We start from the raw sequence: 13,168 nt of genomic DNA on the forward strand, positions 1-13,168 counted from the left end.
ACGTCACGGGGGCGTCACTCCCCCGTGACAGGGTTGTGACGTAGAGTGTGGCCGTGTCCCAGGTACCCGCCCCACTGCCACTGCAGAGCCGCTTCGAGGTTCACGACCGGAAGCAGTTCGAGATCAAGCTCGAGTACCAGCCCTCGGGGGCGGACGAGACGCGCTACCTGGTGGAGGCGCATCTGTTCCTCCCGGGGAGCCTGAACATCGACGCGGAGACGTACCCCCGCGCGGACTTCTACGCGGACATCCACAACTATGTGCGCTTCAAGACGCCGGTGATGGCGGTGCAGGAGCTGCTCACGTCGGACGCCTCGCCGCTGGTGCGGCTGGAGGCGTGGCTGCGCACGGGGCTGGGCTCGGAGAAGGACATCGTCTACCAGGCGAAGCTCCTGTCGTGCGTGCTGCGTGGGGCGCTCAGGCGCTTCGCCACGGGCGTGGAGACGCGCTGCGAGGGGCCGGTGGCGCTGCCCACGGAGGCGTGCGCGACGCTGGAGTCGGACGTGGTGGCGATGCAGGCGGGGGTGAGCGAGGTGCTCGCGCGCTTCCGGCAGTGGCTGCGCTCGGTGGGGGAGCTGCGGCTGCAGGAGCGCTCGCGCGCGTCGCTGCGGCTGGTGGACGAGTACGTGAGCCTGCTGGTGGAGAACGGCTTCCGGCGCGCGGTGGCGGACATGAAGGCGCTTCCGCGTGGGGAGCCGTGGCTGCAGCTTCGCAAGGGGCTGATGGAGGCGGTGCTTCGCGAGGAGTCCTACCGCAAGGAGCACCGGCTTCGCAGCGTGCTGAGCCCCACGGGGGACAACGAGGAGTACATCCAGCGGCTGGGCATGCTGAAGAAGTTCTGCATGAACGTGCTCTTCCTGTCCTCGCGCCGGCGCCAGAAGCGGCAGGGCTGGGAGGAGGTGCTCTTCGCGCTGGCGGCGGGCATCGCCATGGCCTTCGCGACGGCGGTGGCGCTGTGGGCGCAGATCCGCTTCACGCAGGTGAGCCTCAACTTCTTCCTCATCGCCGTGGTCGGCTACATGATGAAGGACCGCATCAAGGAGGGTCTGCGCCGGGTGCTCAGCCGGGTGGCGGCCACGCACCTGTCGGACCGGACCGCGGACCTGGTGGACCCGGTGACGGGGAGGACCATCGGCACGTGCGAGGAGCGCGTGGACTACGCGCCCAAGGTGCCCGACTCGGTGGCCTCGCTGCGCCACCAGGACGACTTCCTCACCGTGTCCCAGGGCGAGCTGACCGAGACGGTCATCCGCTACCAGAAGCACATCATCCTGGACGCCCGGCTCCTGCCGCGCACGGAGCGGGGGCTGTCCGGCGTGACGGACATCCTGCGCTTCAACGTGGAGCGCTTCCTGCGCGACATGGACGAGCCGGAGCTGGCGCTCGAGTACGTGGACCTGGCGGACCTGTCCGTGGGTCACATCCGGGGCGCCAAGCGTTATCCGGTGGACGTCGTGCTGCGCTTCACCGTCGAGGAGGAGGAGACGGACCGGCGCCAGGAGAGCACGCAGCTAGTGCGGCTGGTGCTGGACCGCAACGGCATCCAGCGCATGCTGCGCTTCGCGGACACGGCGGCCGGGGCGCCCCCTGGCCCCATGCCCTGGCAGTCGGCCGCCTGAGTCGGGCGGTTTCGGCGGCGCTCGGCGGCCCGCGCGGGTAATGTTCGCCGCGCTCATGGCCCACGAAGACTTCAAGAAGCGCATCCGCGACGACTGGCGCGACAGCCTCCACGCCATCCTGGCCAAGGCCCGCTCGCTCGGGGAGCAGGCGGTGCTGGCGTTCGACCTGGACTCCACCCTGCTCGACAACCGGGAGCGCCAGGCGCGCATCCTCCGGGAATACGGCACGGCGCACGCGGTGGAGCCCTTGTCCGCGTGCGCGGCCCACCACTGGAACTCCGGCTGGGACATGCGCGAGGCGATGCGCGCGTGCGGCCTGGAGGCGGCCCTGGTGGAGCGGCACTTCGAGCCCGCGCGCCACTTCTGGGGCGAGCGCTTCTTCACCAGCGAGTACTGCGCGGTGGACGAGGCCATCGACGGCGCGGCGGCCTTCACGCACGCGGTGGTGGGCACTGGCGCCCGGCTCGTCTACGTCACGGGCCGTCACGAGGGCATGCGCGAGGGCTCCGTCGCCTGCATGCGCCGGCTCGGCATGGCCGTGCCGGATGGGGAGCGGGTGATGCTCGTGATGAAGCCCGCGCCCTACGACGACGACGATGCGTTCAAGCGCGAGGCCCACGCGCAACTGGGCCGGCTGGGGACCGTGGTGGCCGCCTTCGACAACGAGCCCACCCACGCCAACGACTACCGGCGCCGCTTCCCCGACGCCACCGTCATTCATCTGGCCACGGATCATTCCGGCCGGGCCGTGACGCTGCTGGACGGCATCATCAGCGTGCCGCACTTCACGCTCGTTTCCTGACGCACCGCGCCTGAATTTTCGGGGGAAGGGCGCGGGGTTTGAAAGGCTTTGAAGTCCCAGGTCCGCGCGCTATGAGGCGCACGGCATTCGCCGTCCCCGGGTGAGGAGGGACGGCCTGCATGGAGGCACCCGCGGTGGCCAGCCCGTACTCGAAAGAACAGCTGTTGACGATGTACCGGAAGATGTACCTCATCCGCCGTTTCGAGGAGCGCGCGGGTCAGCAGTACACGCTGGGGAAGATCGCCGGCTTCTGCCACCTGTACATCGGGCAGGAGGCGGTGGCGGTGGGGCCCGTGGAGGCCATCCGCCAGGACGACTACATGCTCAGCGCCTACCGCGACCACGGCCAGCCCCTGGCGCGCGGCAGCGACGCGGGCATGGTGATGGCGGAGCTGTTCGGCCGGGGCTCCGGCTACAGCAAGGGCAAGGGCGGCTCGATGCACATCTTCGACATCGAGCACCACTTCTACGGGGGCTACGGCATCGTCGGCGGGCAGATTCCGCTCGCGGCCGGCATGGCCTTCGCCAGCCGCTATCGCAACGAGGACCGCGTGACGGTCTGCTACTTCGGCGACGCGGCGGCCAACCAGGGCGCGCTCCACGAGACGTTCAACATGGCGTCCAAGTGGAAGCTGCCGGTCATCTACATCTGCGAGAACAACCGCTACGGCATGGGCACGGCCATCGCGCGCACGTCGGCGGTGCCGGAGATCTACAAGCGCGCCGCGGCGTACGACATGCGCGGCGAGCCGGTGGACGGCATGGACGTGCTGAAGATGTACGAGGCCGTGAAGGACGCGGCCGCGTGGTGCCGCGCGGGCAAGGGCCCGGTGCTGCTGGAGGCGAACACGTACCGCTTCCGTGGCCACTCGATGGCGGACCCGGCCAACTACCGCACCAAGCAGGAGGTGGAGGAGGAGCGCAAGAACGACCCCATCCCCAAGCTGCGCGACCACGCCATCAAGAATGGCCTGGGGGCGGACGCCGACTTCGAGCGCATCGAGGAAGAGGTGAAGGCGCAGGTGGACGCCGCGGTGAAGTTCGCGGACGAGTCCCCGGAGCCGAGCCTGGAGGAGCTGTGGCGCGACACCATCGTCGAGCCGGGCGAGGAGGACGTTCGCCCGCGTGAGCGCGTGCTGGGCGTGAAGGTGACGAACTGGCCGAAGTACCCGAGCGGCCAGGAGCTGAAGGTCACCTGGGACCTGGAGCCGCGCGAGCAGGCGGAAGCCGCGGACAAGAAGGCGGGCCTGAGCCACTAGTGCCCGGCCCGTCACACCCCAACCCTTTTTGATTTCGAGTCGGAGCCGACGATGCCCGAGTTGATGTACCGCGAGGCCCTGAACCAGGCGCTCGCCGAGGAGATGGAGCGCGACGCCAACGTCTTCCTGATTGGCGAGGAGGTGGGCCGCTACAACGGCGCCTTCAAGGTGTCGCAGGGACTGCTGGACCGGTTCGGGAGCGCGCGCATCATCGACGCGCCCATCTCCGAGCTGGGCTTCGGTGGAATGAGCGTGGGCGCGGCCATGGTGGGCCTGCGTCCGGTGGTGGAGATGATGACGTGGAACTTCGCCATCCTGGCGATGGACCAGATCGTCAACAACGCGGCCAAGCTGCGCCACATGTCCGGCGGCCAGCTGCGCTGCCCCATCGTGTTCCGGGGCCCGGGCGGCGCCGGCGGCCGGCTGTCCAGCCAGCACAGCCAGGCGCTGGAGGCCAACTACGCGCACTTCCCCGGCCTGAAGGTGATTGCGCCGGCCACGCCCGCGGACGCCAAGGGCATGCTCAAGGCGGCCATCCGGGACGAGAACCCGGTCATCATGTTCGAGGGCGAGCGGCTCTACGCGCTCAAGGGCGAGGTGCCCGAGGGCGAGCACGTGGTGCCGCTGGGCAAGGCGGACGTGAAGCGCGAGGGCACGGACGTCACCATCATCACCTGGAGCCGCATGTATTACTTCTGCATGCAGGCGGCCGAGGAGTTGGCGAAGGAGGGCATCAACGCGGAGGTCCTGGACCTGCGCACGTTGAGGCCGCTGGATGAGGAGGCCATCCTCGCGAGCGTGCGCAAGACGAACCGCGCCGTCATCGTGGAGGAGGGCTGGGCGCTGGCGGGTGTGGGCGCCTCCGTGGTGGACATCATCCAGTCCAAGGCGTTCGACGACCTGGATGCGCCGGTGGAGCGCGTGACGGGGCTCGACGTGAACATGTCCTACGCGGCGAACCTGGAGAACGCGACGCAGCCGGACGCGCCCAAGATCATCGCGGCGGTGAAGAAGGTGCTGTACCGCGAGGGAGCCTGACCCCTATGGCCACGCCCATTCAGATGCCGAGCCTGTCCCCGACGATGACGGAGGGGAAGATCGTCAAGTGGCTGAAGAAGGTGGGGGACAAGGTCTCCTCCGGTGAGGCCATCGCCGAGCTGGAGACGGACAAGTCCAACCTGGAGATCGAGGCGTACGACGACGGCTACCTGCTGGAGATCGTCGTCGGCGAGAACCAGACCGCCCCCGTCGGCGCGCCCATCGCCTATGTCGGCGCGAAGGGCGAGAAGGTCGCCGCTGGAGGCGCGCCCGCGCCGAAGGCCGCCGCTCCGGCTCCCGCGCCCGCCGCCGCTCCCGCACCGAAGGCCGCCGCGCCCGAGGCCCCCAAGCCCGCTGCCGCGCCCGCCGCGTCCGGTGGTGGGGACCGTATCGCCATCCAACTGCCGAGCCTGTCCCCGACGATGACGGAGGGGAAGATCGTCAAGTGGTTGAAGAAGGTGGGGGACAAGGTCTCCTCTGGTGAGGCCCTGGCCGAGCTGGAGACGGACAAGTCCAACCTGGAGATCGAGGCCTACGACGACGGGACGCTGGTGGAGATCGTCGTCGGTGAGAACCAGACGGCCCCGGTCGGCTCGCCCATCGCGTACCTCACGCCCAAGGGGGGCAAGGCGGCCGCCGCCGCTCCCGCGCCGAAGGCCGCCGCGCCCGAGGCCCCCAAGGCCGCTCCCGCCGCGCAGCCGGTCCAGGCTCCCGCTCCCCAGGCGCCTTCCGCGGCTGGTGGGGGACGCCGGGTCCGGGCCAGTCCGCTCGCCAAGAAGATCGCCCAGGCGCGCGGGCTGGACATCGCGCAGGTGCAGGGCTCGGGTCCCTCGGGGCGCGTGGTGAAGCGCGACATCGAGGAGGCGCTGGCCAAGGGTGGAGCGAAGGCCCCCGCGCAGGCGCCGTCCGCGCCGGCCGCGAGGAAGGGCCCCGCGGCGCCGACGGTGGCGCGCGCGGAGTCCCGCACCGAGCCTTTGTCCTCCATGCGCAAGGTCATCGCGCAGCGGATGACGGAGGTGAAGCCCGGCGTGCCGCACTTCTACCTCACCATCGAGGTGGAGATGGACGCCGCGGTGAAGGTGCGCGAGGAGGCGAAGGCGATGGACCTCAAGGTCTCCGTCAACGACCTCATCGTGAAGGCCGTGGCCATGGCCGTGCGCCGCTACCCGAAGGTCAACGTGTCGCTGCAGGGTGACCAGGTCATCCACCACGGCTCGGTGGACGTGGGCATCGCGGTGGCGCTGGAGCAGGGCCTCATCACCCCCATCGTCCGCGACGCGGACACCAAGGGGCTGCAGGCGCTGTCCACGGAGATTCGCGAGCTGGCGGAGCGCGCGCGCAAGCGGGCCCTCAAGCCCGAGGAGTACACGGGCGGCTCCATCACCGTGAGCAACCTGGGCATGTACGGCATCGACAACTTCGCCGCCATCATCAACCCGCCGCAGGCCTCCATCCTCGCGGTGGGCGCGGTGACGGACAAGGTCGTGGTGCGCGACGGTCAGATGGTCATCCGCAAGATGATGTCGGCCACGCTGTCGTGCGACCACCGCATCGTCGACGGTGCCATCGGCGCGGAGTTCCTCCGCGAGCTGCGCGGCCTGCTGGAGCACCCCACGCGGCTGCTCTTCTAGGCTGCTGGCAGGTGAGTGGCCCGCTTCCTCGCTCCGTCCCCGGAGCGCCAGGGAGCGGGCCCTCTCGTTTCTACTCGCGGGTGGGCTCGCGCTCGCTCGCCTCTTCCTCCTCGAGCTTGCGTTGCGCCTGCGTCACCTGGGCCTGCTGCTCTCGCGGCGTGCCGGTGGGGAGCTCCTGCTCATCCTCGTGCGAGCGTCCGCGGATTCCGGGCCAGGGCTCGGGGCGCGCGGCCTCCACGTGGTCGATGCGCTCGGCGTAATCCGCGTCACTGCCCGCCTTGCGCGGCTTGTCGTCGGGCTTGTCCTGGTGCGCCATGCCGAAGTCCCTCCTGAGGGTGCGTGTGAAGTTGCGCGATTAACGGTGGGGCGCCCCGCGGAAGGTGGCCACCCGGGGCCCGCTGCGTGGCCCGCTCTCCTGGTTGCTGGGCGGCCACGAAAAAAAGGCCGGCAGCCGAATCGGTTCGCTGCTTAACTTCGTCCAAATGAACGACGACATGACACGCGAACGGCTTGTCCAGGGTGTGTCGGAGTTGGAGGAGCGGGTGGGCCAGCCGCTGCCTCTCGCGCAGTCGCTGCACCAGGCCCTGCTCGGCGCGGTGTTCCCCCTCACCGCGGAAGAGCTCACCTGGGTGGCTCGTGAGAACGAGGCCCCTCCCACGGTGCTCTCGCTGTTGGGCGCCCTCCCCAGGGGCCGCTTCGCCTCCGTGGACGCGGTGGCCGTGGCCCTGGAGCAGGACAGCGGTGATGCCCTGGCATCCCCGGACGCACGCGCGCCCGTCCTCACCTCCACTCGCTGAGCCCTCCAACACTCCGCGCCCTCCCGTCGCCGGCATGCCCGGTGAGCGGGCAGGGTGACGGGCACTCGTCTGGATTTTCCTGGGGGTCAAACCTGTCTGGTTGGTCTAGAGTTCGCGAGGCATTACGTCCCGGGGGGACGGTTCCGTCGGCACCCAGCAGAAAGGGAGTCGGAGGAGGCGCTATTCTAGGCGGCACCAGCCTGGCCTCTTTGAGGGATAGCCGGCCAGGAGGAGCGTCATGAACCCGTCTGAACTACCCGCGGTGCTGTACGTCGACGATGACGCGCTGAACCTGCGGGTCTTCGACGCGAACTTCGGACAGCGCTTCCGCATCTTCCGCAGCGCGTCTCCCAGCGAGGCGCTGGCGTTGCTCGAGCAGCGCAAGGGCGAGATTGGCGTCATCCTCTCCGACCAGCGGATGCCGGGGATGACGGGCGTGGAGCTGCTGGAGCGCGCGCGTTCGATTGCCCCCGACGCCAAGCGCATGCTCGTCACGGCGTACGCGGACATGCAGGCGGTCATCGACGCGGTGAACCGCGGCCAGGTGACGCGCTACTTCGTCAAGCCGTGGGACCGCTCGGAGCTGCAGGCGGCGCTGGACGACGCGCTGAAGATTGCCCGGCTGGAGCTGCGCATCCGCGAGGTGGAAGGGCGGATGATGAAGTCGGAGCGTCTGGCCACGCTGGGGCAGGTGACGGCGGGCATCGCGCACGAGCTGATGGGCCCGGTGGGCTACCTGTCGCAGAACGTGTCCTCGCTGCAGCGGGATTTGACGAGCGTCATCCAGTACGTGTCCAAGCACCTGTCTTCGGATCCGAACCCGTCGGTGGCGGAGACGGTGGAGGACCTGCCCGCGCTCATCAAGGACCTGGCGGACGGCGCCGAGCACCTGCGTCAGGTGGCGCTGGGCCTGAGGGCCCAGGCGCGCGGCGAGGACATGGAGGCCACCGCGGACGTGGCCGAGGTGGTCTCCTTCGCGGTGAAGCTGGCGCGGGCGGAGGTGCGGGACAGGGCACGGCTGACGAGCAACGGCGAGGCGGTGCGCGTCATCTTCGGGCCGGTGAAGCTGTGCCAGGTGCTGCTCAACCTCGTGGTGAACGCCGCGCAGGCCATGTCGGGCACGGGGCGGCAGGGGCGCATCGAGGTGCGCTGGGCGGTGCGGCCTGACGACGTGGTGCTGACGGTGGCGGACAACGGCTGCGGCATCCCCGTGGACCTGCAGGAGCGCGTGTTCCAGCCGCTGTTCACGACGAAGCCGGTGGGAATCGGCACGGGCCTGGGCCTGTCCATCTGCCGCGAGCTGGTGGCGCAGGCGGGAGGCAACCTGCGGCTGTCGTCCACGCCCGGCGAGGGCACGGACATCGAAATCACCCTCCGGCGAGCCCCGCCCCTCTGAGGCCGAAGGCGTTGCTGAGCATGCGCCACACGCGGTGGAGCGTCTCTCCCTCCGCGTGGCGCACCTTCTCCACCAGCACGGCGCGCCGGGCCTGGGCGCCCTGGGGGCCGTACTCCACGACCAGCGCGTAGCCGGAGCCGGTGCGCTCGACGATGTGCACGGCGCGGACCTCGTCGAAGGGGATGAGTTCCGTGCGGGTGGCGCCGGGAGTCCACGCCAGTCGCTCGACTCGCAGGGTCTCCGAGCGGAAGTGGAGCACGAAGCGGCGGCGGCCGAGCTTCGACTCGAGCCGGAGGGCGGCTCCCACCAGGGCCGCGGCCACCAGGGCCAGGGTGGCGGAGGCGGCCGGGAGCGAGCCCTTCTCCTGTCCCACCAGGACGGCGGCGCCCAGGGCGCAGCCCACGGCGACACCGACACACAGGCCCGGCAGCATGCGCGCATCCCACCGGGGCGGGCGGGATTCCCCCACCAGCCGGCCCCCGTCGTAACGCAGGCGCACGTCGCCCAACAGCGGGGGCACCCGATTCTCCTGCAACGCGTCCTCGAAGCTCGCCACGGGCATAAGCATACCGGTCCCCGCATGCGAGCCTCGAAGTCCGCGTGAAGCTGTGCGAATCTCCAAAGCCATGGATCTCCCGTTCGAGACCGGTGAGGGCGACGGTGGGGAGGGGGGAACGCTCGCCTCGACGGTGTTGGTGGTGGACGACGAGCCCGTCGTGCTCGACATCTGCGCCCGCTTGTTGGAGCGCGAGTCGGACCTCGTGGTGCTGGTGGCGGCGAGCGCGGAGGAGGCGCTGCCGATTCTGCGTGAGCAGCGCATCGACGTGCTGGTGACGGACAAGAACCTGCCCGGCATGGGCGGGGTGGAGCTCGTCGCGCAGGCGCGGACGCTGCAGCCCACGCTGGAGGCGCTGATGATCACCGCCTACGCGAGCAGCGAGTCCGTCATCGCGGCCTTCGCGGCGGGGGCGAGCGACTACATCCTCAAGCCCTTCGATGACCTGCGGGTGCTGCGCGCCAAGGTGCGCGCGGCGCTGGAGCGGCGCACGTCCGGGACGCGTGTCCGAGAGCAGGCGCGGGAGGTGGCCCGGGAGGCCGCGGCGCTCCTGGCCGCGGGGCAGGACGCGCCGGAGCCCGCGCACGTGGCGCTGGAGGAGGAGCTCCGGGCCTACGAGGAGTCGTCACGCCAGGTCCAGGCGGGCCGCGTGGCGGTGGTGGGCAGCGCCGAGGCGCTGGAGTCGCTGCGCGAGTCCGGGTTCGAGGTGCGGGAGCTGCCGCCGTACGCGCCGGAGCTCGAGGAGGTGGACGTGGTGGTGGTGGAGACGGGGGACCCTCAGTGGCGCACGCTGGCGGAGCGCCTGCAGAGCCGGCCCCCGGACGTGCTGCTGCTGGCCAGTCCCGAGGCGGACCTGGGTGACCTGCTGGAGGCCATCACCCTGCGCATGGACCTGGTGGGTTTCGGCACCACGCAGGGCGCCAGTGTCCTGCCGGAGAAGGTGCGGATGCTGCTGTTGCGCCGGGGTGTCCAGCGAGCCCAGGACCGACTGGCCGCCGCGCTCTCCGCGTTCCGCCAGAGCATCCTCGCGCCGTCGGCATGAGCCGGTGCTTCAGGCCTCGCCGGCGTCGAGCTGGCGTGCGAGGTCGAGCTGAAGCGCCAGCAGCTCCGTCATGGGCACAGCCCGTCGAGACACCTGGGTGAGGTCCTTGCCTTCGGCCGTCCAGAGGGGAGGGTGGAGGGAGAAGCCCTCATCCGGTGAGAGCCTCGAGGCCTCTTCGCTCCAGCCGGCCGCGCGGTACGCGCCATGGAACCCGGCGAGGTCTCCAGAGAGGAAGAACGCCAGCAGGTCCGAGTAGCCGCGCCCCAGGTCCTCCCAGCGGAGCGTGTCGGGCGCGAAGTAGAACGCGCCGCCTCGCCCTTCGCCGAGTGCCCCGCCGTCGAGCGCGAAGAAGCCGCCGAGGACATCATGGGCCACGAGCAGCATTCCCCGGGTCGAGGCCACCGCGGGATGCGGGCCCAGCGCATTCCACGTCGCCAGACTGCCGCGCATGCGCGGGCCCCCGCCGCCCAGGATTCGGAGCCAGCCCCCGTCGACGAGCAGGCCCCCTGTCTCGTAGGCCACCGCGCCCAGGGGAGAGCGCGTCGTCACCTGAAGCAGGTGGAGCACAGCTCCGGCGGCGGCTTCGTCGCGCGGCAGGACCTCGACCGGGTTGCTCGCCGAGTCCAACCACTCCCGCACCAACGGCCACGCGGGGTCCTCGGTTTCAAGCAACGCCTCGAGCGGCCGCATGTGTCACCACACTCCGGAAAAACAAAACGCCGCCTTCTTTTCAGAAGGCGGCGTCTGAGTGACCCTGCCGGGATTCGAACCCGAGTTTGTGCCGTGAGAGGGCACCGTCCTAACCGCTAGACGACAGGGCCGACATTTCGCTGCAACCACCGTGTTTCTGCTGCTGCTTCCTACATCCTGCTTCAGCTCTCGTCAACCATCTTGATTCGAGCTTTTTTTGCTGCGAACTGCGGTGCTGCGAGCTGGGGAACTAGGATTCGAACCTAGATAAGCAGAGTCAGAGTCTGCTGTCCTGCCGTTAGACGATTCCCCAATCACTGCGGCTGCCTCTACTACCAACACCGCCCATCGACTGCAACAACTTCGGTGGGCGTTTCCTGCTGACTGCTCTACTTCTTCTTCCCTGACTTGGGCTCCGGCTTCTTCGCCGGCTTGGCCGCTTGCTGCGTCGGGACGATGTAGATGCGAACTTCCTCGTTCGCCTCGTAAATATTCAGCCCCGCGAAGTTCTTCCCCGAGGGGTTGGTGATGTGGACCGCCTTCACGCCCGGCTGGTTGACGATCTGCCTCCGAGGATAACTGCTCGTCGAGTAGACCGAGCGGTAGTAATCCAGCGTCGCCTCGAAGTCTTTTGGCGCCCGGTACCGGTTCTCCCCCACCTTCTGGGAGCCGTCCGGGAGCTGGGCGCCGCTGACCACCTCGGCGCTCGCCACCACCGCCCAGAGCGCACACATCAACGCGCCGAGCGGGCGCGCCTTATAAAAACGCTGTCTCATGGTGTCAAGCGCTCGCATCATGGCTCGTGAAGATAGGGGCCGAAGCGGGGAACGTCCACCGCTTCGTGAGGCGGAGGTCACGCGCCGCGCGACAGGGCGGCGTCGATGCGGCGCAGGGCCTCGTCACGACCCGCGAGCAGCAGCGTCTCGCCGATGCCCGGGCTCGTGGTGTTGCCCGTGATGGCGACCCGCACGGGTTGTGCCACCTTGCCCATGCCCACGCTGGAGGACTCGCTGACGGACTTCACCACGCCGTCCAGCGCCTCCACCGTCCACTCCGGCAGCGCGGCGATGCCGTCGCGCACCTTGCGCAAGAGCCCCAGCGAGTCCCCCGTGAGGTGCTTGGCCGCGGCCTTCTCGTCCAGCGTGACGCCGGAGCGGAAGTAGAGCGACGCGGTGGTGGCCATCTCCTCCAGCGTGCGCGAGCGCTCCTTGAGCGCGTGCACCAGCGGCACCAGGCGCGAGTCGCCCTTCACCTGGAAGCCCTTGGCCTCGAGGAAGGGCACCAGCCGCTCCGCGACGGTGGCCTCCGGCAGCTCCTTCATCCACTGCTGGTTGAGCCACAGGAGCTTCTCCGGATTCCACACGCCGGAGGTGGTGCCGACGCCGGAGAAGTCGAACCACTCCTTCATCTGCTCGCGGCTGATGACCTCGTCGTTGCCGTGGCTCCAGCCCAACCGGATGATGAAGTTGTTGAGCGCCTCCGGCAGGATGCCCGTGCGCTTGTGCAGCATCACGTCCGCCTCGGGGTGCTTGCGCTTGGAGAGCTTCTCGCGGTCCGGTCCGAGGATGAGCGGCAGGTGCGCGAACTCGGGCGGCTTCCAGCCCAGCGCCATGTAGAGCATCAGCTGCGGGAAGGTGGAGTTGACGTGCTCCTGCCCGCGCGCCACCAGCGTGATGTCCATCAGGTGGTCGTCGATGACGCAGCCGAAGTTGTAGAGCGGGATGCCGTCCGCGCGCAGCATGACCCAGTCGTCCAGGTCCGAGTAGGGCTTGGTGATGACGCCCAGCGCCTTGTCGTCGAACGACACGGTGCCCTCCGTGGAGGGCATCTTGAAGCGGATGACGGCCTCCTCCTCGCGGCGGCCCTCGGGCGGGCCCTTCAGCTCACGGCACGTGCCCGGGTACTTGTAGAAGGCGCCGGCCTTCTCGGCCGCCTCGCGCTGCGCCTCCAGGTCCTGCCGGGTGCAGTAGCAGCGGTAGGCCTTGCCCTCGGCGAGCAGGCGCTGGGAGTGCTCGCGGTAGGTGTCCAGGCGCTGGGTCTGGAAGTAGGGCGCGTGAGGGCCCTCCTTGCCGGGGCCCTCGTCCCAGTCGATGCCCAGCCACTCGAGGCCGTCGAGGATGGCCTGCACCGACTCCTGCGTGGAGCGCACGCGGTCCGTGTCCTCCATGCGGACGATGAAGGTGCCGCCGTAGCGGCGGGCCTGCAGGTAGTTCATCAACGCCGTCCGGGCACCGCCGATGTGGAGGTATCCGGTGGGAGACGGAGCGAAGCGGACGCGAGGGGCGGAAGTCATACGGGCGCGCGGATTAGCAGGGAGGCGGTCGAGGGGTCAACGCGG

Annotated in this window: 12 protein-coding genes, 2 tRNA genes and 1 pseudogene; 8 read left to right on the forward strand and 7 right to left on the reverse strand. The window is 69.5% G+C overall.

Features of this window, described 5'->3' with window-relative positions:
• Window positions 1–53 precede the first annotated feature (53 nt).
• The 5 genes and pseudogenes from FL311_RS02690 to FL311_RS02710 all read left to right on the forward strand — a co-directional run bounded on the left by FL311_RS02690 (window position 54) and on the right by FL311_RS02710 (window position 6,349).
• A complete protein-coding gene (locus FL311_RS02690; protein WP_141323242.1) occupies window positions 54–1,619 on the forward strand; it encodes a hypothetical protein in 1,566 nt (521 codons plus the stop codon).
• Window positions 1,620–1,674: 55 nt separating this feature from the next.
• The gene (locus tag FL311_RS02695) at window positions 1,675–2,421 is read left to right on the forward strand and encodes a hypothetical protein (protein WP_141323243.1); all 747 of its coding nucleotides are present in this window, start codon (window positions 1,675–1,677) and stop codon (window positions 2,419–2,421) included.
• Between the two features lie 134 nt (window positions 2,422–2,555).
• On the forward strand, window positions 2,556–3,680 hold the full coding sequence (gene pdhA / locus FL311_RS02700) for a pyruvate dehydrogenase (acetyl-transferring) E1 component subunit alpha (protein WP_141323274.1): 1,125 nt from the start codon (window positions 2,556–2,558) through the stop codon (window positions 3,678–3,680).
• A gap of 42 nt (window positions 3,681–3,722) precedes the next feature.
• Window positions 3,723–4,718, forward strand: a pseudogene (locus FL311_RS02705) (pyruvate dehydrogenase complex E1 component subunit beta); the annotation flags it as partial.
• Window positions 4,719–4,723: 5 nt separating this feature from the next.
• Window positions 4,724–6,349: a pyruvate dehydrogenase complex dihydrolipoamide acetyltransferase gene (locus FL311_RS02710; RefSeq protein WP_141323245.1), complete on the forward strand. Its 1,626-nt coding sequence runs from the start codon at window positions 4,724–4,726 to the stop codon at window positions 6,347–6,349.
• A gap of 70 nt (window positions 6,350–6,419) precedes the next feature.
• On the opposite strand, the gene FL311_RS02715 is transcribed toward FL311_RS02710, so the two are convergent.
• The gene (locus tag FL311_RS02715; protein ID WP_141323246.1) at window positions 6,420–6,665 is read right to left on the reverse strand and encodes a hypothetical protein; all 246 of its coding nucleotides are present in this window, start codon (window positions 6,663–6,665) and stop codon (window positions 6,420–6,422) included.
• A 178-nt stretch (window positions 6,666–6,843) separates the two neighbouring features.
• On the opposite strand from FL311_RS02715, the gene FL311_RS02720 reads away from it, so the two are divergent.
• Both FL311_RS02720 and FL311_RS02725 read left to right on the forward strand, forming a co-directional pair.
• The gene (locus tag FL311_RS02720; protein WP_141323247.1) at window positions 6,844–7,146 is read left to right on the forward strand and encodes a DUF2795 domain-containing protein; all 303 of its coding nucleotides are present in this window, start codon (window positions 6,844–6,846) and stop codon (window positions 7,144–7,146) included.
• A gap of 238 nt (window positions 7,147–7,384) precedes the next feature.
• A complete protein-coding gene (locus FL311_RS02725; RefSeq protein WP_141323248.1) occupies window positions 7,385–8,542 on the forward strand; it encodes a sensor histidine kinase in 1,158 nt (385 codons plus the stop codon).
• On the opposite strand, the gene FL311_RS02730 is transcribed toward FL311_RS02725, so the two are convergent.
• The gene (locus tag FL311_RS02730) at window positions 8,514–9,110 is read right to left on the reverse strand and encodes a hypothetical protein (RefSeq protein ID WP_141323249.1); all 597 of its coding nucleotides are present in this window, start codon (window positions 9,108–9,110) and stop codon (window positions 8,514–8,516) included. The genes FL311_RS02725 and FL311_RS02730 overlap by 29 nt on opposite strands.
• A gap of 58 nt (window positions 9,111–9,168) precedes the next feature.
• On the opposite strand from FL311_RS02730, the gene FL311_RS02735 reads away from it, so the two are divergent.
• Window positions 9,169–10,140 (forward strand): response regulator, encoded by a 972-nt coding sequence (locus FL311_RS02735; protein WP_194869019.1) that lies wholly within the window; start codon window positions 9,169–9,171, stop codon window positions 10,138–10,140.
• Between the two features lie 9 nt (window positions 10,141–10,149).
• On the opposite strand, the gene FL311_RS02740 is transcribed toward FL311_RS02735, so the two are convergent.
• The 5 genes from FL311_RS02740 to gltX form a co-directional block, all read right to left on the reverse strand.
• Window positions 10,150–10,830, reverse strand: coding sequence for a DUF2625 family protein (locus FL311_RS02740; RefSeq protein WP_141323253.1), 681 nt, complete (start codon window positions 10,828–10,830; stop codon window positions 10,150–10,152).
• Between the two features lie 59 nt (window positions 10,831–10,889).
• Window positions 10,890–10,961 (reverse strand) — tRNA-Glu (locus tag FL311_RS02745).
• A gap of 111 nt (window positions 10,962–11,072) precedes the next feature.
• A tRNA-Gln gene (locus FL311_RS02750) sits at window positions 11,073–11,143 on the reverse strand.
• A 76-nt stretch (window positions 11,144–11,219) separates the two neighbouring features.
• Window positions 11,220–11,627, reverse strand: a complete 408-nt coding sequence (locus FL311_RS02755; protein WP_046712924.1) for a hypothetical protein — start codon at window positions 11,625–11,627, stop codon at window positions 11,220–11,222.
• Between the two features lie 56 nt (window positions 11,628–11,683).
• Window positions 11,684–13,123, reverse strand: coding sequence for a glutamate--tRNA ligase (gene gltX, locus FL311_RS02760; protein WP_141323255.1), 1,440 nt, complete (start codon window positions 13,121–13,123; stop codon window positions 11,684–11,686).
• Window positions 13,124–13,168: the final 45 nt, after the last annotated feature.

The sequence above is a fragment of the Myxococcus sp. AB025B genome (assembly GCF_006518215.1).
Taxonomy (GTDB): Bacteria; Myxococcota; Myxococcia; order Myxococcales; family Myxococcaceae; genus Myxococcus; species Myxococcus fulvus.

Excerpts from the sequence above, each read along its gene's own strand:
- FL311_RS02715 (WP_141323246.1), bottom strand. The coding sequence starts at position 6,665 with ATGGCGCACCAGGACAAGCCCGACGACAAGCCGCGCAAGGCGGGCAGT.
- FL311_RS02730 (WP_141323249.1), bottom strand. The coding sequence starts at position 9,110 with ATGCTTATGCCCGTGGCGAGCTTCGAGGACGCGTTGCAGGAGAATCGG.
- FL311_RS02740 (WP_141323253.1), bottom strand. The coding sequence starts at position 10,830 with ATGCGGCCGCTCGAGGCGTTGCTTGAAACCGAGGACCCCGCGTGGCCG.
- FL311_RS02725 (WP_141323248.1), top strand. The coding sequence starts at position 7,385 with ATGAACCCGTCTGAACTACCCGCGGTGCTGTACGTCGACGATGACGCG.
- FL311_RS02755 (WP_046712924.1), bottom strand. The coding sequence starts at position 11,627 with ATGATGCGAGCGCTTGACACCATGAGACAGCGTTTTTATAAGGCGCGC.
- FL311_RS02720 (WP_141323247.1), top strand. The coding sequence starts at position 6,844 with ATGACACGCGAACGGCTTGTCCAGGGTGTGTCGGAGTTGGAGGAGCGG.
- gltX (WP_141323255.1), bottom strand. The coding sequence starts at position 13,123 with ATGACTTCCGCCCCTCGCGTCCGCTTCGCTCCGTCTCCCACCGGATAC.
- FL311_RS02710 (WP_141323245.1), top strand. The coding sequence starts at position 4,724 with ATGGCCACGCCCATTCAGATGCCGAGCCTGTCCCCGACGATGACGGAG.
- FL311_RS02735 (WP_194869019.1), top strand. The coding sequence starts at position 9,169 with ATGGATCTCCCGTTCGAGACCGGTGAGGGCGACGGTGGGGAGGGGGGA.
- FL311_RS02695 (WP_141323243.1), top strand. The coding sequence starts at position 1,675 with ATGGCCCACGAAGACTTCAAGAAGCGCATCCGCGACGACTGGCGCGAC.